This window comes from Citrobacter sp. VF227 (assembly GCF_052950715.1).
In genome coordinates this window covers 628,068-648,751 of record NZ_JBRFVF010000001.1, presented here as the reverse complement: position 1 = coordinate 648,751, position 20,684 = coordinate 628,068, and the positions used below count along the sequence as shown (strand labels likewise).

Annotated in this window: 19 protein-coding genes; 10 read left to right on the top strand and 9 right to left on the bottom strand. The window is 53.0% G+C overall.

From position 1 onward, the window contains the following. The first annotated feature begins 14 nt into the window (after positions 1–14). The gene (locus tag ACU8YC_RS03220) at positions 15–1,478 is read left to right on the top strand and encodes a pyridoxal phosphate-dependent decarboxylase family protein (protein ID WP_278238113.1); all 1,464 of its coding nucleotides are present in this window, start codon (positions 15–17) and stop codon (positions 1,476–1,478) included. Between the two features lie 54 nt (positions 1,479–1,532). Here the strand turns inward: ACU8YC_RS03220 and dauA are convergent, their stop codons facing one another. The 4 genes from dauA to lolB form a co-directional block, all read right to left on the bottom strand. Then, positions 1,533–3,257 (bottom strand): C4-dicarboxylic acid transporter DauA, encoded by a 1,725-nt coding sequence (gene dauA / locus ACU8YC_RS03215; protein WP_151225536.1) that lies wholly within the window; start codon positions 3,255–3,257, stop codon positions 1,533–1,535. 124 nt (positions 3,258–3,381) lie between these two features. After that, entirely contained in the window at positions 3,382–4,329 is a 948-nt protein-coding gene (prs, locus tag ACU8YC_RS03210) for a ribose-phosphate diphosphokinase (protein WP_001518537.1), read from the bottom strand. A 266-nt stretch (positions 4,330–4,595) separates the two neighbouring features. Then, the gene (ispE, locus tag ACU8YC_RS03205) at positions 4,596–5,447 is read right to left on the bottom strand and encodes a 4-(cytidine 5'-diphospho)-2-C-methyl-D-erythritol kinase (protein ID WP_151219405.1); all 852 of its coding nucleotides are present in this window, start codon (positions 5,445–5,447) and stop codon (positions 4,596–4,598) included. Next, positions 5,444–6,067 carry a lipoprotein insertase outer membrane protein LolB gene (lolB, locus tag ACU8YC_RS03200; protein WP_151219404.1) on the bottom strand — a complete coding sequence of 208 codons (624 nt, stop codon included), beginning with the start codon at positions 6,065–6,067 and terminating at the stop codon, positions 5,444–5,446. Before lolB ends, ispE begins: the two co-directional genes overlap by 4 nt. A gap of 211 nt (positions 6,068–6,278) precedes the next feature. On the opposite strand from lolB, the gene hemA reads away from it, so the two are divergent. The 6 genes from hemA to kdsA are packed head-to-tail and all read left to right on the top strand — an operon-like array spanning position 6,279 to position 11,583. After that, the gene (hemA, locus tag ACU8YC_RS03195) at positions 6,279–7,535 is read left to right on the top strand and encodes a glutamyl-tRNA reductase (RefSeq protein ID WP_446895001.1); all 1,257 of its coding nucleotides are present in this window, start codon (positions 6,279–6,281) and stop codon (positions 7,533–7,535) included. A 41-nt stretch (positions 7,536–7,576) separates the two neighbouring features. Beyond that, positions 7,577–8,659 (top strand): peptide chain release factor 1, encoded by a 1,083-nt coding sequence (gene prfA / locus ACU8YC_RS03190; RefSeq protein ID WP_446895000.1) that lies wholly within the window; start codon positions 7,577–7,579, stop codon positions 8,657–8,659. Further along, on the top strand, positions 8,659–9,492 hold the full coding sequence (prmC, locus tag ACU8YC_RS03185; RefSeq protein ID WP_187259579.1) for a peptide chain release factor N(5)-glutamine methyltransferase: 834 nt from the start codon (positions 8,659–8,661) through the stop codon (positions 9,490–9,492). Before prfA ends, prmC begins: the two co-directional genes overlap by 1 nt. After that, complete coding sequence (sirB2, locus tag ACU8YC_RS03180) at positions 9,489–9,881, top strand: invasion regulator SirB2 (protein ID WP_187259580.1); 393 nt, start codon at positions 9,489–9,491, stop codon at positions 9,879–9,881. The genes prmC and sirB2 overlap by 4 nt, the downstream gene beginning before the upstream one ends. Positions 9,882–9,883: 2 nt before the next feature. Continuing rightward, positions 9,884–10,693: an invasion regulator SirB1 gene (gene sirB1 / locus ACU8YC_RS03175; protein WP_187252325.1), complete on the top strand. Its 810-nt coding sequence runs from the start codon at positions 9,884–9,886 to the stop codon at positions 10,691–10,693. Positions 10,694–10,728: 35 nt separating this feature from the next. Beyond that, positions 10,729–11,583: a 3-deoxy-8-phosphooctulonate synthase gene (kdsA, locus tag ACU8YC_RS03170; RefSeq protein ID WP_003020772.1), complete on the top strand. Its 855-nt coding sequence runs from the start codon at positions 10,729–10,731 to the stop codon at positions 11,581–11,583. Positions 11,584–11,680: 97 nt separating this feature from the next. On the opposite strand, the gene chaA is transcribed toward kdsA, so the two are convergent. Continuing rightward, the gene (chaA, locus tag ACU8YC_RS03165; protein WP_003020769.1) at positions 11,681–12,781 is read right to left on the bottom strand and encodes a sodium-potassium/proton antiporter ChaA; all 1,101 of its coding nucleotides are present in this window, start codon (positions 12,779–12,781) and stop codon (positions 11,681–11,683) included. A gap of 402 nt (positions 12,782–13,183) precedes the next feature. Here chaA and ACU8YC_RS03160 point away from each other — a divergent pair, with 402 nt between their 5' ends. Further along, on the top strand, positions 13,184–13,879 hold the full coding sequence (locus ACU8YC_RS03160; RefSeq protein ID WP_252837647.1) for a gamma-glutamylcyclotransferase: 696 nt from the start codon (positions 13,184–13,186) through the stop codon (positions 13,877–13,879). A gap of 54 nt (positions 13,880–13,933) precedes the next feature. Here the strand turns inward: ACU8YC_RS03160 and ACU8YC_RS03155 are convergent, their stop codons facing one another. Beyond that, positions 13,934–14,179, bottom strand: a complete 246-nt coding sequence (locus ACU8YC_RS03155) for a DUF1883 domain-containing protein (protein ID WP_003020763.1) — start codon at positions 14,177–14,179, stop codon at positions 13,934–13,936. A 262-nt stretch (positions 14,180–14,441) separates the two neighbouring features. Further along, the gene (locus ACU8YC_RS03150) at positions 14,442–14,795 is read right to left on the bottom strand and encodes a DsrE/DsrF/TusD sulfur relay family protein (protein WP_151219398.1); all 354 of its coding nucleotides are present in this window, start codon (positions 14,793–14,795) and stop codon (positions 14,442–14,444) included. A 175-nt stretch (positions 14,796–14,970) separates the two neighbouring features. Between ACU8YC_RS03150 and ACU8YC_RS03145 the strand changes: the two genes are divergently transcribed. After that, on the top strand, positions 14,971–16,356 hold the full coding sequence (locus ACU8YC_RS03145; RefSeq protein WP_210905166.1) for a YchO/YchP family invasin: 1,386 nt from the start codon (positions 14,971–14,973) through the stop codon (positions 16,354–16,356). A 7-nt stretch (positions 16,357–16,363) separates the two neighbouring features. Here ACU8YC_RS03145 and narL read toward each other — a convergent pair whose 3' ends face one another. Continuing rightward, the gene (narL, locus tag ACU8YC_RS03140) at positions 16,364–17,014 is read right to left on the bottom strand and encodes a two-component system response regulator NarL (RefSeq protein WP_045443652.1); all 651 of its coding nucleotides are present in this window, start codon (positions 17,012–17,014) and stop codon (positions 16,364–16,366) included. Then, on the bottom strand, positions 17,007–18,803 hold the full coding sequence (gene narX / locus ACU8YC_RS03135; RefSeq protein ID WP_446894999.1) for a nitrate/nitrite two-component system sensor histidine kinase NarX: 1,797 nt from the start codon (positions 18,801–18,803) through the stop codon (positions 17,007–17,009). Before narX ends, narL begins: the two co-directional genes overlap by 8 nt. A 336-nt stretch (positions 18,804–19,139) precedes the next feature. Here narX and ACU8YC_RS03130 point away from each other — a divergent pair, with 336 nt between their 5' ends. Continuing rightward, entirely contained in the window at positions 19,140–20,531 is a 1,392-nt protein-coding gene (locus tag ACU8YC_RS03130; RefSeq protein ID WP_252837646.1) for a NarK family nitrate/nitrite MFS transporter, read from the top strand. Positions 20,532–20,684 lie beyond the last annotated feature (153 nt).

Sequence of the window (20,684 nt, the reverse complement as noted above, 5' to 3'; positions counted from 1 at the left end):
CGGAGTTGGATCGAATGTCAGACCTAAACCCGATTCTGTCCGGCTCGGCGCAAAGCATCGCAGCCTATCAGGATGCTATCGAGCAGAGTACGAGAGCGGTGGTTGAATGGTTGAAGCAGCCTGAGATGTATCAGGGCAAAACCGTTGAACAGCTGCGCGAACGCATCAACCTGAATTTTACGTCTCAGGGCCTGGGCAACCAGGCCGCTATTGAGCGTGCGGTTGAATACTTTCTGAAAGACAGCCTGTTAGTGCACCATGCCCAGTGCGTGGCGCACCTGCATTGTCCGAGCCTGGTGATTAGCCAGGCGGCGGAAGTGCTGATCAACGCCACTAACCAGAGCATGGACTCCTGGGACCAGAGCCCATCCGCCACCATCATTGAGATCAAATTGATCGAATGGCTGCGCGAGCAGGTGGGCTATGCGGCGGGCGACGCCGGCGTGTTCACCAGCGGCGGCACTCAGAGTAACCTGATGGGCCTGATGCTGGCGCGTGATGCTTTCTTTGCACGCCAGGGTCATTCCATTCAGCAGGATGGTTTGATCGGCGATCTGAGCAAAATCAAAGTGTTTTGCTCAGAAAGCGCTCACTTCTCCGTGCAGAAGAACATGGCGCTGATGGGGCTGGGTTACCGCTCAGTGACCCAGGTGAAGACCGATGCGTTCTCCCGCATGGATGTGGCTGACCTGAAAGATAAGCTGGCCCAGGCGAAAGCGAACGGCGAGCAGGTGATGGCGATTGTTGCCACCGCAGGGACCACCGATGCAGGCGCCATCGATCCGTTAGCGGATATCGCGGCGTTGTCGGCGGAGCATCAGATTTGGTTGCACGTGGATGCAGCCTGGGGCGGGGCGTTATTGCTGTCTGAGAAGTATCGCAACTTCCTGAACGGCCTTGAGCTGGCAGATTCTGTCACTCTGGATTTCCACAAACAGTTCTTCCAGACCATCAGTTGCGGCGCGTTCCTGTTAAAAGATGCTCGCCACTATGAACTGATGCGCTATCAGGCGGCGTACCTGAACTCTGATTTCGATGAAGAAGCTGGCGTGCCGAATCTGGTGTCGAAGTCGCTGCAGACCACGCGCCGTTTTGATGCGTTGAAGCTGTGGATGGGGCTCGAAGCGCTGGGCAAAAAGCAGTATGCCGAAATCATTGATAATGGCGTAACGCTGGCACGCGATGTAGCTGAGTTTGTCAAAACTCAGCCGCACCTGGAACTGGTGATGGAGCCGCAACTGGCAAGCGTGTTGTTCCGCTTCCGTCCTGAAAGCGACGATATGGCGTTCGTTGCACTACTGAACCAACGTATTGGCGACGTTCTGCTGGCTTCGGGGAGCGCCAACGTCGGGGTGACTGAAGCGGATGGCATCACCTGCCTGAAGCTGACGCTGCTGAACCCGACGGTGTGTCTGGAGGATGTGAAAGTCCTGTTGGCCAGCGTTAAGGTAACGGCTGAAAAGTTGCTGAAAGCGTAAGCAATAAGCTTGTTATAAAAATGGCTCCCACTACGGGAGCCATTTTTTTGTCTGTCATTTATGGCCTTGCGGCGCTTCCCTTAGCCGGGATAGACGTCCGTTGATGTCCGCCAGCGCGGCGTCTTTATTCGGGAAGAATGCCAGACGCCCGGGGATCGGCTGAATACCTGCGCGAGCCATGGTACGCAGCGGCTGGAATTCCAGGTTAGATACCCGCAGTTCGCAGCCTTCAGGCAGCTTTTTGACAAAGCGCTGGAAGGCGTCCAGACCACCGGCATCCAGTACCGGGACGGCGTCCCATTTCAGCACCACAATGCGTTTACCTGCAATACGCGACTCGAGATCGGTAAATAATCCCTCCGCAGCGGCAAAGAACAGTGGGCCAATGACGCGCAGCACCAGCACATCATCCGGTACGTCTACGTTGACCGGTGCCAGACGCGTCATGCGGGCAATACGGCGCATAAACAGCAGAGAAGCGAGAACGATACCGACGCTGATGGCGATAACCATATCGAACAACACCGTCAGCGACATACACATCAGCATGACAATGATGTCGTCTTTTGGCGCATGACGCAGCAGATCCACCACTTTATGCGCTTCACTCATGTTCCATGCCACCATTAGCAACAGCGCGGCCATGGCGGAAAGCGGTAACCAGGAAAGCAGTGGCGCAAGCACCAGCAGGGCGAGGATCACCAGAATTGCGTGGATGACCGCAGAAATTGGCGAGGTCGCTCCGGCACGGACGTTTGCCGCTGAACGGGCAATTGCCGCCGTGGCAGTGATACCGCCAAAGAACGGGGCGACGATATTGCCCAGACCCTGGCCAATCAGTTCGCTGTTGGCTTTATGCTTGGTGCCGGTCATCCCATCGAGGACGACAGCGCACAGCAGAGATTCGATTGCCCCGAGCATTGCCATCGAGAAGGCTGCCGGTAACAGCGCCTGTAACGAGCTCCAGCTAAGGGTAAAGTTTGATTCTGGCATATTCCACGGTAAAACCAACTGCGGCAGCAGTTGTGGGATACCATTGCCTTGCGAGCCATCGGCCAGAATATAGTGGAACTGAGATCCGATGGTGGCGACATGGCCGCCGGTCAGGTTCACGATCCCCATCACTGCGCAGCCTGCCAGCAGTGCAGGAAGGTGTCCCGGTAATCGGATACCCAGACGTGGCCAGAAAATCAGGATCCCCAGTGTTACTACGCCAATCGCGGCATCACCCACGTTGATGGTCGGCAAGGCCATAAACAGCGCGCCAACCTTCTGCAAATAGTGCTCTGGAACATGGGGCATTTGCAGGCCGAGAAAATCTTTAATCTGCATGGTACCGATGGTGATACCAATACCCGAGGTAAAACCTAATGTCACAGACAGCGGAATATATTCGATCAGGCGGCCAAAGCGGGCGAGGCCGAAAAGGATCAGGAATATCCCGGACATTAACGTGGCAACCAGCAGGCCTGCCAGTCCAAACTGTTGCGACACCGGATACAGAATCACCACGAAGGCGGCGGTAGGGCCAGATACGCTAAAGCGCGAGCCCCCGGTAAGGGCGATAACGATCCCAGCGACGGCTGAGGTATACAGGCCGTACTGCGGAGCAACGCCACTGCCTATTGCCAGCGCCATCGCCAGTGGAATGGCAATGATCCCAACCGTTATCCCGGCGATCAGGTCGCGGGTAAAGCGGGAAGCAGTATATTTTTCTTTCCAACAAGCGTCGATGAGGGCGCGGAAAGGCATCACATGTGAGGAAAATAATCTGTTCACAATAATGTTTCATCCATGGGCGCATCATCTGTCAACTGAATGGCAGGTGAAGGAGGCAAAAGTCATACAAATAAATATTACAGATAAAAAAACCCGCCGCAGCGGGTTTTTGAGCCGGGCTCGATTAATGCTCGAACATAGCAGAGATGGATTCTTCGTTGCTGATACGACGAATCGCTTCGGCCAGCATACCCGACAGGGTCAATGTACGCACGTTTGGCAATGCTTTGATTTCGTCAGTCAGTGGAATGGTGTCACAGACAACGACTTCATCAATCACAGAGTTGCGCAGGTTGTTTGCCGCATTACCTGAGAAGATCGGGTGGGTTGCGTAAGCAAATACGCGTTTTGCACCACGTTCTTTCAGTGCTTCTGCTGCTTTACACAGCGTACCGCCGGTATCGATCATGTCATCAACCAGTACGCAGTCACGACCTGCAACGTCACCAATAATGTGCATCACCTGAGAAACGTTCGCACGCGGGCGACGTTTGTCGATGATAGCCATGTCGGTATCGTTCAGCAGTTTAGCGATAGCGCGGGCACGCACGACGCCACCGATATCCGGAGAAACCACAATCGGGTTGTCCAGATTCAGCTGCAGCATGTCTTCTAACAGGATCGGGCTACCGAATACGTTATCAACCGGTACGTCGAAGAAGCCCTGGATCTGTTCAGCATGCAGGTCAACGGTGAGGACGCGGTCAACGCCAACGCTGGACAGGAAATCAGCGACGACTTTAGCGGTAATCGGAACACGAGCGGAACGTACGCGACGATCCTGACGTGCATAGCCGAAGTAAGGAATAACGGCGGTGATACGGCCTGCGGAAGCACGGCGCAGCGCATCAACCATAACGACCAATTCCATCAGGTTGTCGTTAGTAGGGGCACAAGTGGACTGGATGATGAAAATATCACCACCGCGTACATTTTCATTGATTTGTACGCTGACTTCGCCGTCGCTAAAGCGACCTACAGCGGCGTCGCCGAGTGAAGTGTACAGGCGGTTGGCAATACGTTGTGCTAGTTCCGGGGTGGCGTTACCAGCAAAAAGCTTCATATCAGGCACGAGAAGAACCTCAGGCATGCGTCCATTGGTGGAAAGAATCTGCCGAAAACTGTGCGGGCCGGGCAGAATCCTCTCCATGCGGTGTATTAAAGAGCGCGATGCAACGTCTGGAACAGGGTGACGTTGTCACCGCAACTCAGCTTGCCCGGCTTACTCGGTATCCTTCACGTTTCATGTGCGCTGGCATCAATTCCTCGCACCAGTGACATACGTTTGTATGCTCCTGGCGACTCGTCATTTCGCCATCTTCCTGAAACCCGAAGGATTTAGAGTAACGCTCTTTGCAATGGGGAGAGGTTGACGCCTTTCGCCACAAAGCCTTTGAGCCATTCCGGGGCTTGCTCAAGCACCTGGCGAGCACGAGACTCAGTGTCAAATTCAGCAAAGACACAAGCCCCTGTACCAGTCAGGCGCGACGGCGCGTATTCTAACAGCCAGGAAAGCGCCGCATCAACCTCGCGAAAACGTTTTCTTGCGATAACCTCGCAATCATTGCCGAATTCACATTTTAGTAACGTTTCTATTGACCTTTTTGGCGTATTACGCGGGAGGTCGGGATCTTTAAAAATCACCGGCGTTGGAATGCTGACTCCCGGATGAGCAACCAGATACCACTTTTCCTTCGGCTCGACCGGCGTCAGAATTTCTCCCACACCTTCGGCAAAAGCCGCATGACCGCGTACGAACACAGGAACATCCGCCCCCAGCGTCAGGCCGATCGCCGCTAGCTCATCCACGGAAAGTCCGCACTGCCAGAGATGATTCAGCGCCACCAGAACGGTCGCCGCATTTGATGAACCACCCCCGAGGCCACCGCCCATCGGCAGGCGCTTTTCGATACTGATGTCCGCGCCGATTCCTTTGGGAAGGCGATTGCTTTCAGATGCCGTCGTCATTAGCAAACGCGCCGCACGGACGATCAGGTTGTCTTCATGCGCAACGCCTTCCACCGGAGTTAAAAGGTGAATTTCATCGTCGCTACGCAGCGCAATATCTATCGTGTCGCCGTAATCCAGAAACTGGAACAACGTCTGCAGCGTATGGTAACCGTCCGCACGCTGCCCGGTGATGTATAAAAACAAATTCAGTTTTGCCGGAGAGGGCCAACGGGTCATCATTTCACAATCCAGTTGTCCATTTTCAGCTTAATACGCTGGGAGCCATCGGACAGTTCCATGTTCGCCGGCATCGCCGGCTGGATTTTGCTGTCGTAGGCGCTATAGACCACTTTCCAGTTTTTACCGTCTTTGCTGTAGTTCACTTCACTCAGACGATATTGGTCGTCGAGTTTATAATCGGTGGCGTCTCCCGGCAGTCCCAGGATCCACTGGCGTAAGCTGTTCAATGGAATAGGCATGCCGGTCAGTTTACCAATCATCTCTTCGGCGTCGTCGGCGGTGTAATGCTTACCTTTGTTATCGACAAGCTCGACGTTGCCCGGCTGCGCATTGAGTTCCAGTTCAGTGCTGCCCAGCGGGTTGGTCAGCAAGAGGCGATAGCGATCCTGTCCGGTTTGCTGCCAGAAAAAGCGGGCATACACCTTCTGTTGATCGGAAATATAGGCAAACGCACCGCGCGTCTGATATTGGTTCAGGGCGCGTACTTCCTGCTGGTGCTGTCGCCACTGTGGAGAGTCGGGGCTTTTGCCAGGACCTTTCGGCGCGTTGAGCGTACAGGCAGTAAGAACCAGGGCCGCCAGCGGCAGCAGGCGAATCAGGCGAAAATCAGGCAGGGTCATAATGATGACAAATCCTTGAGATACGTTGCAGTTATAACGCTTAATGCTAGCGCCACCATCAGACATCGTCTACGTTCAAGTTATCTTAATTCGCTTAAATTTGTGCACTAAGCTATTACTCCAAAAGGGGTCAGTCTCTTTTATTGACCGCACGCATCCTGTATGATGCACCTAGTCTAACCTTATCAACGCTGGTACTATTCCCGCAGACATGACCCTTTTAGCGCTTGGTATTAACCATAAAACGGCACCTGTATCGCTGCGAGAACGCGTAACGTTTTCGCCGGATACGCTCGATCAGGCGCTGGACAGCCTGCTTGCGCAGCCAATGGTGCAGGGCGGGGTGGTATTGTCGACGTGTAACCGCACGGAGCTGTATCTCAGCGTTGAAGAGCAGGATAACCTGCAAGAAGCGCTGGTTCGCTGGCTGTGCGAATACCATAATCTCAATGAAGAAGACCTGCGCAATAGCCTGTACTGGCACCAGGACAACGACGCCGTCAGTCATCTGATGCGTGTCGCCAGCGGCCTGGATTCGCTGGTGCTCGGTGAGCCGCAGATTTTGGGGCAGGTGAAAAAAGCCTTTGCGGACTCGCAAAAAGGCCATCTGAACGCCAGCGCACTGGAGCGCATGTTCCAGAAATCATTCTCTGTCGCTAAACGTGTACGCACAGAAACGGACATCGGCGCCAGCGCCGTGTCCGTCGCGTTTGCCGCCTGTACACTGGCGCGGCAGATCTTTGAATCGCTCTCTACGGTAACCGTGTTGCTCGTCGGCGCTGGCGAAACCATCGAACTGGTGGCGCGACACCTGCGCGAGCACAAAGTGAAGAAGATGATCATCGCTAACCGTACGCGCGAGCGTGCGCAGGTGCTGGCTGATGAAGTCGGCGCAGAGGTGATTTCGCTGAGTGATATCGACGCGCGTTTACAGGATGCCGATATTATTATCAGCTCCACCGCCAGCCCGCTGCCGATTATCGGCAAAGGAATGGTGGAGCGCGCGCTTAAAAATCGTCGTAACCAACCTATGCTGCTGGTGGATATCGCCGTACCGCGCGATGTCGAGCCGGAAGTGGGTAAGTTGTCCAACGCCTATTTGTACAGCGTTGATGACCTGCAAAGCATCATTTCGCATAACCTGGCGCAGCGCAAAGCGGCAGCCGTGGAAGCCGAAACGATTGTGGCGCAGGAAACCAGCGAGTTTATGGCCTGGCTACGCGCTCAGGGCGCAAGTGACACAATCCGCGAGTACCGCAGTCAGTCAGAACAGATCCGTGATGAACTGACCGCCAAAGCGTTGGCCGCTCTTCAAAAGGGTGGTGATGCGCAAGCCATTATGCAGGATTTGGCCTGGAAACTGACCAACCGCCTGATTCATGCACCAACCAAATCACTTCAACAGGCCGCCCGTGACGGGGATAGTGAACGCCTGAATATTCTGCGCGACAGCCTCGGGCTGGAGTAGCAGCACACCAATCTTATTTTTTACAGGGTGCATTTACGCCTATGAAGCCTTCTATCGTTGCCAAACTGGAAGCCCTGCATGAACGCCATGAAGAAGTTCAGGCGCTGCTCGGTGATGCGGGTACTATCGCAGACCAGGAACGCTTTCGTGCACTGTCGCGCGAATATGCCCAATTAAGCGATGTATCCCGCTGTTTTACGGACTGGCAACAGGTTCAGGAAGATATCGAGACCGCTCAGATGATGCTCGACGATCCTGAAATGCGTGAAATGGCGCAGGATGAACTGCGCGAAGCAAAAGAGAAATGCGAACAGTTGGAACAGCATCTGCAGGTACTGCTGTTACCTAAAGATCCCGATGATGAACGTAACGCCTTCCTCGAAGTGCGTGCGGGAACCGGTGGTGATGAAGCGGCGCTGTTTGCGGGGGATCTGTTCCGCATGTACAGCCGCTATGCTGAAGCGCGTCGCTGGCGGGTAGAGATCATGAGCGCCAGTGAAGGCGAGCACGGCGGCTATAAAGAAGTCATTGCCAAGATTAGCGGCGAAGGCGTTTACGGCCGACTGAAATTTGAGTCAGGCGGTCATCGCGTGCAGCGTGTTCCGGCGACGGAATCACAGGGCCGTATTCACACCTCTGCCTGTACGGTTGCGGTCATGCCGGAACTACCGGATGCAGAACTGCCGGACATCAACCCGGCCGATCTGCGTATTGATACCTTCCGCTCATCCGGCGCAGGGGGTCAGCACGTTAACACCACCGACTCCGCTATCCGTATTACTCACTTGCCGACCGGTATTGTGGTTGAGTGCCAGGACGAACGTTCACAGCATAAAAACAAAGCGAAAGCGATGTCGGTACTGGGGGCGCGAATTCGTGCTGCGGAAGTGGCGAGACGCCAGCAGACGGAAGCCTCTGAACGTCGTAACCTGTTAGGCAGCGGCGATCGCAGCGATCGCAATCGTACCTATAACTTCCCGCAGGGGCGCGTGACCGATCACCGCATTAATCTCACGCTCTACCGTCTGGATGAAGCGATGGAAGGTAAACTGGATATGCTCATTGAGCCGATTGTCCAGGAATATCAGGCCGACCAACTGGCGGCATTGTCCGAGCAGGATTAATGGATTATCAGCACTGGCTGCGTGAAGCGATAAGCCAATTACAGGCAAGCGAAAGCCCGCGCCGTGACGCCGAGATTTTACTCGAGTTTGTGACCGGTAAGGGGCGCACCTTTATTCTGGCGTTTGGCGAAACGGTGTTAACCGAGGCGCAGCGTCAGCGGCTCGATACATTACTGGAACGCCGTCAGCGGGGGGAGCCTGTGGCACATCTGACCGGCGTGCGCGAGTTCTGGTCGCTGCCGCTGTTTGTGTCTCCGGCTACGCTTATTCCACGTCCGGATACCGAGTGTCTGGTTGAGCAGGCGCTGGCTCGTCTGCCTGCCTCTGCGTGTCGTATTCTCGATTTGGGAACCGGTACGGGCGCCATTGCGCTGGCGCTGGCAACCGAGCGTCCGGATTGCGCGGTGACCGCGGTTGACCGCATGCCCGATGCTGTAGCACTGGCAACCCGCAACAAACAGCATCTGGCTATCGACAATGTTTGCGTGCTGCAAAGCGACTGGTTCAGTGCTTTGCAGGGGCAGCAGTTTGACATGATTGTCAGCAATCCGCCGTATATCGACGAACAAGACCCGCACCTCGAGCAGGGCGATGTACGTTTTGAGCCGCTATCGGCACTGGTGGCGGGCGAGCAGGGAATGGCGGATATCGTGCATATCATTGACCAGTCTCGACAAATGCTAACGCCCGGCGGTTATCTGCTGCTGGAGCACGGCTGGCAGCAGGGACAGGCCGTCCGCGACGCCTATACTCATGCCGGTTACCAGACAGTTGAAACCTGCCGTGACTATGGCGGCAACGAGCGAATTACGCTTGGACGCCTTCCATCATGAGTTCCTTCAGAGTGTTACTCAACGTCCATCTCATCAGCATTGCGCTTTCTGTTGGTCTGTTGACGCTGCGTTTTTGGTGGCGTTACACCGACTCACGTCTTGCCTGCGCACGCTGGACGCGCATTGTGCCGCCAGTTGTGGATACCGTTTTATTACTCAGCGGCGTGGCGTTAATGCTTAAAGCGCACATCCTGCCATTCACTGAGCACGGGACATGGCTGACTGAAAAGCTGTTTGGGGTTATCATTTACATCGTTTTGGGTTTTATTGCGCTCGATTATCGTCGGGCGCGCAGTCAGCAGGCGCGATTAGTCGCATTTCCGCTGGCGCTGGTGGTGCTGTACATCATCATTAAACTCGCCACCACAAAAATACCGTTACTGGGGTAAGCATGAGGTCGTTAGCTGATTTCGAATTTAATAAAGCGCCATTGTGTGATGGGATGATCCTGGCGTCGGAGACAATCCGTCTGGATTTTCCAACACAAACTGTCTATGACGAACTGGAACGTCTGGTTAGTCTGGCGCAAGAAGAAATTAGCCAGCTCCTGTCTCAGGATGAGCAACTGGAAAAACTGCTGGCACTTTTTTATGGCGAATGGGGGTTTACGGACACCCACGGCGTCTATCGTCTTTCTGATGCACTATGGCTTGACCAGGTTCTGAAAAATCGTCAGGGCAGCGCCGTGTCGCTGGGCGCGATCTTATTATGGATTGCCAACCGACTGGAACTGCCGTTGGTGCCGGTGATTTTTCCGACACAACTCATCCTGCGTATTGAATCGCTCGATGGCGAAATGTGGCTAATCAATCCGTTCAATGGCGAAACGTTAAATGAGCACACGCTGGAAGTCTGGTTGAAAGGGAATATCAGCCCGGTTGCGGAGTTATTTAACGAGGACCTGGATGAAGCGGATAACGCGGAAGTGATCCGCAAACTGCTGGACACGCTGAAATCATCGCTGATGGAAGAGCGGCAAATGGAACTGGCCCTGCGTGCCAGCGAAGCATTATTACAGTTTAATCCTGAAGACCCGTATGAAATACGCGACCGTGGATTAATCTACGCGCAGCTGGAGTGTGAGCATGTTGCGCTGACCGATTTAAGCTATTTCGTTGAACAGTGTCCGGAAGACCCGATCAGCGAAATGATTCGTGCGCAGATTAATACTATTTCGCACAAACAAATTGTATTGCATTGATTAATGACACTTTACCTACCGTTTAAGGCGATCCTATGAAACAAAAAGTGGTTAGCATTGGCGACATCAACGTGGCAAATGACCTGCCGTTCGTGCTGTTTGGCGGAATGAACGTGCTGGAATCCCGCGATCTGGCGATGCGCATTTGTGAGCACTACGTAACCGTTACTCAAAAGCTGGGTATCCCTTACGTGTTCAAAGCCTCCTTTGATAAAGCCAACCGTTCTTCCATCCACTCTTACCGTGGACCGGGTCTTGAAGAAGGGATGAAAATCTTCCAGGAACTGAAGCAAACTTTTGGCGTAAAAGTGATCACCGACGTCCACGAAGCCAGCCAGGCGCAACCTGTTGCTGACGTGGTGGATGTGATTCAGTTGCCGGCATTCCTCGCTCGCCAGACCGATCTGGTGGAAGCGATGGCGAAAACCGGTGCCGTTATTAACGTGAAGAAACCGCAGTTCGTAAGCCCTGGTCAGATGGGTAATATCGTGGATAAATTCCATGAAGGCGGTAACGATAAGGTTATTCTCTGCGACCGTGGCGCGAACTTTGGTTATGACAACCTGGTTGTGGATATGCTGGGCTTTAGCGTGATGAAAAAGGTCTCCGGCAACTCGCCGGTGATTTTCGACGTGACCCATGCGCTGCAGTGTCGCGATCCGTTTGGTGCAGCAAGCGGTGGGCGTCGTGCGCAGGTTACCGAACTGGCGCGTGCAGGTATGGCAGTCGGTCTGGCAGGCCTGTTCATTGAAGCGCATCCGGATCCAGCCAATGCGAAATGCGATGGCCCATCCGCGCTGCCGCTGGCGAAACTGGAACAGTTCCTGACGCAGATTAAAGCCATTGATGACCTGGTGAAAAGCTTCGACGAGCTGGATACCGAGAACTAAGTCATTTTGTATACCTGACAGAGCTTGTGCTTATCAGGCCTACGAAAGGAAATAAAAAGCCGGACCCGACAAGTTGAGTCGGGTCCGGCTTTTTTCATCAGGCAAATATTGTCATCAGATAGGCGATAAACAGCGCCAGATGAGCCGCACCGTTAAGCACATTGGTGCGTCCAGTGGAGAAAGAGATATGGCACAGTACCAGTGATGAAACCATCACAATCATCTCTGGCGCGCCCAGCGCAAACACTAAATCATTTCCGGTTGCCCATGCGATCAGCGTCACCACCGGTACGGTCAGTGAAATAGTGGCTAATACCGAACCGAAGAACAAATTCATCGCCCGCTGTACCTGATTGCTCAGCACCGCTTTTAGCGCGCCCAGTCCTTCAGGAGAGAGGATGAGTAACGCGACCAGGAAACCGGTAAAGGCTACTGGTGCATTCAGTTCTGTCAGCAATGTCTCCAGTGGGCTGGCGTTCATCTTGGTTACGGCGATAACGGCGATCAGATGAATGATAAGCCAGGCGGCGTGCCACATATTGCTGTGTGCTGACGGCTTACCGTGATGCGGGTCGTCATCGTCGCCTTCGTCTTCATGCTCGTAAATAAACAGGCTTTGGTGGGTTTTGGTTTGAATCAGCAAAAATACACCGTACATTGCCGCAGAAATTAATGCGACCAACAGCGCCTGCGCCGTCGTGAAATTCGCGCCCGGTAAAGCCATTGGGAACACCAGTACAATAATGGCCAGTGGGAACAGGGCGATTAAATACTGTTTAATACCAAACAGGTTCATATACTGTGTAGCAAATTTACGTCCACCCAACAGTAATGAAAAACCGACCAGACCGCCGGTGACGATCATAATGATTGAATACAGCGTATCGCGCATGAGGGTAGGCGCAGCATCACCGGTCGCCATTAATGCCGAGATCAAACTGACTTCAAGAATAACAACGGACAGGCTGAGGATCAGTGACCCGTAGGGTTCGCCAAGTCGATGCGCTAATACATCCGCATGACGGACAACGCTGAATGCGCTGCTTAATATACCAATAAGGGCCAGCGCATTAATACCGATGACCACTGGTAGTGACTGACTGCTCCCCCAGAAGAACAGGACTACCAGCGCCAAAATCGGGAAGACGAGAGAGGTCTCCTTGTGGCGGGTTTTTACCGCCTCATGTACTTGTGTCATTGAACTAATTCTCCATCTCTGCAGGTATTTATAATTATAAAAGTATTAAAGAATGTAAAAAATAACAGATCTTTCGGTAATTCCGATCTGATTTTACGTAATTTTACGGCATGGAACATTTTTTGCATCAAAGCGAACAAAATTGCATATCTTGTTTATAGAGTATTTAAATAACAAAGCATTAGATTTTACCGTCAACAAGAATTGCTAATAGTACTGATACAAATGATAGTGCAGGGTTTAGCAACGCGAGAGGATATAAAGTGCCGTTGACGCTTTGTTGCCTTGCAAGCGAGCGGCGAATTGCCTATTGTCCAGCTATTGGTTTCAAAATGAGCAGTAAAAAGCCTGGAAGGCGTCAAAAAAGTTGTCGCACGGAAGCAGTAGTGGCGGAGGTGTAAGGTGTTAACGCGTGATTTTTTATTGAATGCCGACTGTAAGACGGCGTTTGGTGCTATTGAAGAATCACTACTCTGGTCAGCGGAACAACGGGCAGCTTCACTGGCCGCCACGCTTGCTTGCCGACCCGATGATGGACCGGTGTGGATCTTCGGTTATGGATCGTTGATGTGGAATCCGGCCTTAGAGTTTGATGAGTCCTGTACCGGGACGTTAGTCGGCTGGCACCGTGCTTTTTGCCTACGCCTGACGGCGGGGAGAGGAACGGCGGGTCAGCCTGGACGCATGTTGGCCTTGAAAGAGGGCGGACGCACCACCGGCGTAGCCTACCGCTTACCGCACGCGTCGTTGGAACAAGAGCTTTCTTTACTGTGGAAGCGTGAAATGATAACCGGATGCTATCTGCCCACCTGGTGCCAGTTGGCGCTGGATGATGGTCGGACGGTGAACGCGCTGGTCTTCATTATGGATCCGCGCCATCCGCTGTTTGAGTCAGACACGCGTGCGCAGGTGATCGCTCCGCTTATTGCTGCGGCGAGCGGGCCTTTAGGCACCAACGCCCAGTATTTGTTCTCGCTGGAACAAGAGCTGGTTAAGTTGGGGATGCAGGATGACTGTCTTAACGATCTGGTGATTACGGTCAAACGATTGTTGGGAGAGAATCTGCCGGAGGGCGTTATGCGACCAGGGTATGCCTGAACCCCGCCAGGAACTGAATGCCCGAAAGCCAGACGCTTTTCGGGCATTTAACGCTTAGGCTGCAATATAACTTATCGAATGCTCAAGCGACTGGCTGTGGCTGTCGATCAGCACATTCCAGATGCCCGTATAGGGCACGGTCAGCCATGCGTTATCACGATCCTGCACGCTTAAAATGTCGGACTGCGTGTCTTTGACGTGATTTTTCTCGCTCATCAAATGGATATGACAGCGCTCAGAACAGCGCACAACCACCGTATCGCCACCAAATAACTTTAAACTCGCCTTCACTAATGCCATTTTTCACCCCGTTCTTGAAAACAACGTACTTTCTGTCGAAAGTGCTGCGTGATGTTGTTCACATTTCACTCATTGCATAACACCAAAGGGGGAGCAACAGGATGCTGATTTTGATCAAAAAATGGCATAACGATTAAACAAAAGTGACAAAATCCCTCAAAAGGGTTGAAAGGGCGTGCTAACGTTCAACGAAACCGCGCCCATCTACAATTAAATCCGGAAATTATCGACACTTTCAGTGCGCTTGCCTGAAAACGTTGTATCAGAAGGTCAATACCTTATCTGCATCCAGCGTCCATTGCGCCAGTTCAACCAGCGTGCCGACGGCCACTCCGTCAATTAACGGTAGCGCCGTGATCCCACGGCCATCGGTGCAGGTTTTGCACAGTTTCACCGGAACATTTTGCGCCGTCAGAATCTCCAGCATTTGCTGAATATTGTATCCTTCAGCGGGTTTCTGGCCACGCAATCCCGCAGTTACCGCGTCTGACATTAAAAACAGACGCAGGTCGAGAGAGCCTTCTTGTTCGCGCAAGGCGATAGCCAGACGCAGGCTGTTGAATAACGATTCGCTTCCGTAGGCCGCACCGTTCGCGACGATCACTATCTTTTGCATTTTTACTCCTTTTGCTGCATATGAGCGTTAATAACTGACACGTATGTTACACCTCTTTCTCGATGCCAGGATAATGCCGAAAAAGGTGGGAAGGGCTGAAAATCAATGCTGAAGACGTTATGGTTTAAGGTAAGTATGCCGCTGTGGCTAATTGATGTAAGAAACCGCTAACGATTTGAGCCATAATATTTATTTATCTCTCGCTGTATTCTCACTCTTGCCGTTGGCAGGCGGTACTGCCAGTGCGCAATCGTCTTTCATTCATCAGGCGGAAAACCCTTTCGATAACAATAGTGATGGCTTGCCCGATCTCGGCATGGCACCGGAGTCGCGGGCGGGCGAAAAGCACTTTGCCGAAATGGTCAAAGCGTTCGGTGAAGCCAGCATGACCGATAACGGGCTTGATACGGGTGAACAGGCGAAGCAGTTCGCGTTTGGTCAGGTGCGTGATACGGTTAGCGAGCAGGTGAATCAGCAACTGGAATCCTGGCTCTCTGTGTGGGGAAATGCCAGCGTTGGGTTGCAGGTTGATAACGAAGGCAGTTTTAACGGGAGTCGGGGGAGCTGGTTTATCCCGTGGCAAGACAATCAACGTTATCTCACCTGGAGCCAGCTGGGACTGACGCAGCAGGATGAAGGACTGGTCAGTAATGCGGGGATTGGGCAGCGCTGGGTACGTGACGGTTGGTTACTGGGTTACAACACCTTTTATGACAACCTACTGGATGAAAATCTGCCCCGGGGAGGTCTCGGTGCAGAGGTATGGGGCAAAAATTTGCGCTTATCTGCTAACTATTATCAGCCGTTTTCCTCCTGGCAGGAGCGCTCTGTGACCCAGCAACAACGGATGGCCCGCGGCTATGATCTGACCGCGCAAATGCGCATGCCATTTTACCAACACCTCAATACCAGCATCAGTGTGGAGCAGTATTTTGGCGACCAGGTAGATCTTTTTCATTCGGGCACCGGGTACCACAACCCGGTGGCGATGAATCTCGGGCTGAGCTATACGCCGGTGCCGCTGATCACAGTGACAGCGCAGCACAAGCAAGGTGAAAGCGGCATCAGCCAGAATAACCTCGGCTTCACGCTCAATTACCGATTTGGCGTGCCGCTAAAAAAACAACTGATGGTCAGCGAGGTGGCAAACAGCCGTTCGCTGCGCGGCAGTCGTTATGACGATCCGCAGCGTAACAATCTGCCGACGCTGGAATATCGCCAGCGTAAAACCCTGTCGGTATTTTTGGCCACGCCACCGTGGGATCTCAAAGGGGGAGAGACGGTGGCGCTGAAATTGCAAGTACGTAGTCAGTATGGGATTCGCCACCTGACGTGGCAGGGCGATACCCAGGCGTTGAGCTTAACGGCTGGCAGTAATAGCAGAAGCGCGCAGGGCTGGACAATTATTATGCCAAAATGGGACAGCAGAGAAGGGGCGATGAACCGCTGGCGGTTGTCCGTGGTGGTAGAAGATGAGCTGGGCCAGCGTGTCTCTTCCAATGAGATCACGCTCTCACTGACCGAACCGTTTATTAACGTTTCGGAAAATGATCCTCGTTAATGCATTATCAGAAAATGCGTTCCTGATGCACCCATACCGCCGCTTCAACGCGTGATTTGAGCTTCATTTTCTTCAGCATATGTTTCACATGAACTTTTACCGTACTTTCGGTGATGTCCAGACGGCGGGCGATCATTTTGTTCGGCAGGCCCTGGGCGATCAGCTTAAGAATATCGCGTTCGCGCGGTGTCAGTTGGGTGACATCACGATCCGACGTTGCACGATTGGCGCGCAGGCTGGCGGCCAGAACCGGGGTTAGTGCTTCGCTTAGCACCATTTCACCAGCGGCTGCCTGCTGCAATGCTTTCAGCAAATCTTCCGGCTCCATATCTTTCAACAGATAGCCGTCGGCGCCACGCTTCAGTGCGGTAACCACGTCTTCTTCATGATTGGATACGCTAAACACCACGATACGGCCCGACAGCGATTTCTCACGCAGCTTGTCGAGTGTTTCCAGACCGTTCATGCCGGGCATGTTGAGATCGAGAAGGATCAGATCGGGATCAAGGGATTCTGCCAACTCAATACCCTGCTCGCCATTGCTGGCTTCACCGACCACGGTGATATCGGGCGCCATGCTGACAAGCTGTTTTACACCGGTTCGCAGCATCGGATGATCGTCAATCAACAGGATGGTTGCCGGTTCCTGATTACTCATGGGTATCTCCTTGGACTTCTGTGAAGTTTGTTTCGGGAATAAAAGTGACAGCAACTTCAGTACCGCCTGTCTCGCGACGGCGTACACGGCAATCGCCGCGCAAGCTCTGCGCGCGGTCACGCATGATTATCATACCGTAGTGGTTACTGCGTTCGGCGTTTTCTGGTACGCCACAGCCGTTATCTTGTACTGTCAGTTTGACCTGCTTGCCATTTTGCACCACCGTCACGACCACTTCATTGGCTTGCGAGTGTTTAAGAGCGTTGCTCAGGGCTTCGCGGGCAATTTGTAGCAGGTGAATCGCCTGATGTGAAGGGACCAGACGCGGCGGCAACTGATAATCCAGCTTAACCGTAAATCCAAAACGGGCGCTGTATTCCTGACAGCTGGCTTCCAGCGCGGGTCGCAATCCAGGTTCCGTCAGCTGTAAACGGAAGGTCGTCAACAGCTCACGCAGTTGCGCCCACGAAGCATTCAGCTCATTACGAATTTGGCTGAGCAGCTCGCGGCAGTTATCTGAAAGCGCATCGCCCTGCATCTGCAAACAGCTAACCTGCATCTTCATACAGGAGAGCGATTGTGCAATAGAATCATGAAGTTCGCGCGCAATGGTGGCACGCTCTTCCATCACGATCAACTGCTGCTGACGCTCCTGATGCCTGTCGAGTGCAAGCGTTGCGGTCAGTTGCTCAACCAGCGTATCGACCAGCTGCTGTTGATCGTGGCTGAGATGGCGTCCGTACGGCAACGTGGCGAGCAGAATACCATATTGTGTATGTGTATCGGTCAGACGCCATTTCAGTGTGATACCGCCGTCAATGGCAGGTAGCGTCCCACGTGGACACAAATGACAGCCTTTCTCATCACAACTGGCATCGGACTGACAGGTAAATTCCTGGTGGTTATCTTCATCTTCCAGGTCATAGACCCGCAGTTCTATATCATGCAGCAGGGTTAAATTTTGCAGGCCGTTCAATACCGGGGAGAGGCGTTCGCATAACGGCACCTGTGAGTGCAGACGGCGGTTGGCTTGCCACAGGAAAGAGAGGATTTGATTTTTATGCTCCAGCCCCGCCGTTTTCTCCTGTACGCGTTGTTCCAGCACGGCATAACTCTCAGCCAGTTCTTCCGACATGTTATTCAGTGCCGAACCCAGAGCCGCCATCTCATTACGCCCGCTAATATGCGCGCGTTGGGTAAAATCACGCTGGCTGACCGCTCGCGCCATTATCAGCAGCTGTTTCCAGGGCTGTAACAGACGCACCCGCAGCCAGATAATAGTGAAGACCAGCAGCAATGCCATAAATATGGCCATCAGGCGATGCAGCAGGACGACGCGTTCAATACGTAATTCGGTAGTATGATCAAAGGCGGTAACCAGTTTATCCAGTCCAACCACAAAGCGCGTAACATCCTGCGCGACCGCATCAGGTGTCTGCGCATGTAAAAGCCCCGGTGCCAGTTCGGTATGCCAGTAATCCTGTAATGCTTTTAACTGCATTTGCTGTCCGTCGCGCTCAGCAGCACGCGTCAATTCCGGACTAAACGCCGTTTTCTCCATTTCATCCAGTAGCGGTTGATCATTAGCATCCAACGGGATAGCTGCCAGCAGGCGATAGCTTTGCATACGTAGCGAGCCTGCTTTGTTGATTGCATGCGCGCTACCCTGAACGCCCTGAACCAGCCAGCCGGAGACAGCCATACCTGCCACGCCGATGGCAGTGGACAACAAAACAATCAGCGCCACCTGGTTGACCAGCGTCAGCGGAGAGAGACAACGTTTAAACATGGTGACTTGTTCCTTCGGATTTCGCAGAACAGAAAACCTTATTGAATGACGATGCTGCAGGCAGTGGCGTTATTCTCGACGATACACTGGAGTATACCCATACCTCAAACGGGCTACCTCTTAATTGCCGTCAGGGGGAGTGTTCATGGACGAGGGGGAGTAGGGGACGGCAGAGGCGTGAAAAACCACATATTTTTTACCTAAGTTATGTACTCACTTAGGGTAATGACAAATTTTAGGCCTGAATAATGACACCTTTTCCTTTGATTTATATCAACTTACCTCCAGCTGTAAACCCTAATGTTGCAGGCATCGAAACAAGTATCAGAGGTGTCTATGAGTCACTCATCTGCCCCGGAAAGGGCATCTGGAGCTGTAATTACCGAATGGCGGCCGGAAGATCCCGCCTTCTGGCAACAGCGTGGTCAACGAATCGCCAGCCGTAACCTGTGGATTTCCGTTCCTTGCTTGCTGCTGGCGTTTTGTGTGTGGATGTTATTTAGCGCCGTGGCGGTGAATTTACCGAAAGTTGGATTTGATTTCACTACCGAACAACTGTTCATGTTGACGGCATTACCCTCGGTGTCCGGCGCGTTGCTGCGTGTACCGTACTCCTTCATGGTTCCCCTGTTTGGTGGCCGTCGCTGGACGGCATTCAGTACCGGTATCCTGATCATTCCTTGTGTATGGTTAGGCTTTGCGGTGCAGGATACCTCCACGCCATTTAGTACCTTTATAATTATCTCTCTGCTGTGCGGTTTTGCCGGCGCGAACTTTGCTTCCAGCATGGCAAATATCAGTTTCTTCTTTCCAAAACAGAAACAGGGTGGCGCGCTGGGGCTGAACGGTGGCCTGGGCAACATGGGTGTCAGCGTGATGCAGTTGGTCGCTCCGCTGGTGGTTTCACTGTCAATCTTTGCCGCGTTCGGTAGCCACGGCGTTGCACAACCGGATGGCACGCAGTTGTATCTGGCAAATGCCGCATGGATTTGGGTGCCATTCCTCGCTATTTTCACGCTGGCCGCATGGTTCGGTATGAACGAACTGGCAACCTCCAAAGCCTCGCTGAAAGAGCAATTACCAGTGCTGAAACGCGGGCATTTGTGGATTATGAGCCTGCTGTATCTGGCGACCTTCGGTTCCTTTATCGGTTTCTCAGCTGGATTTGCGATGCTGTCGAAAACGCAATTCCCTGAGGTGCAGATCCTGCATTACGCCTTCTTTGGCCCGTTCATTGGTGCTTTGGCGCGTTCTGCAGGTGGCGCAATCTCTGACCGTCTGGGCGGAACCCGTGTCACACTGGTGAACTTCATGCTGATGGCTATTTTCAGTGCCTTATTGTTCCTGACGCTGCCATCAAATGGTGTCGGAGGCAACTTCATTGCTTTCTTCGCAGTGTTCCTGGCGCTGTTCCTGACGGCCGGGCTGGGGAGTGGTTCAACCTTCCAGATGATCTCCGTTATCTTCCGTAAACTGACGATGGACAGAGTAAAAGCTGAAGGCGGTTCAGAAGAGAAAGCGATGCGTGAAGCAGCAACCGATACGGCGGCGGCGTTGGGCTTTATCTCTGCTATTGGTGCGATCGGCGGCTTCTTTATTCCGAAAGCATTTGGTACATCCCTGGCATTAACCGGTTCTCCGGTCGGTGCGATGAAAGTCTTTTTGATCTTCTATGTCGCTTGTGTGGTTATCACCTGGGCGGTATACGGACGTCATTCTAAAAAGTAAAAAAGCAGTAACTGTTGATTATCCATTGCGCGGCGTTAGACCGCGCTTTTTTTTGCTTATCATTAGTTACAACATACTTATCATGTGGGCACAACAACTGCCTGTGAGTATGGTGCTTTCACGATGCCAGGCAGGGGGGATACCCCTTAATAC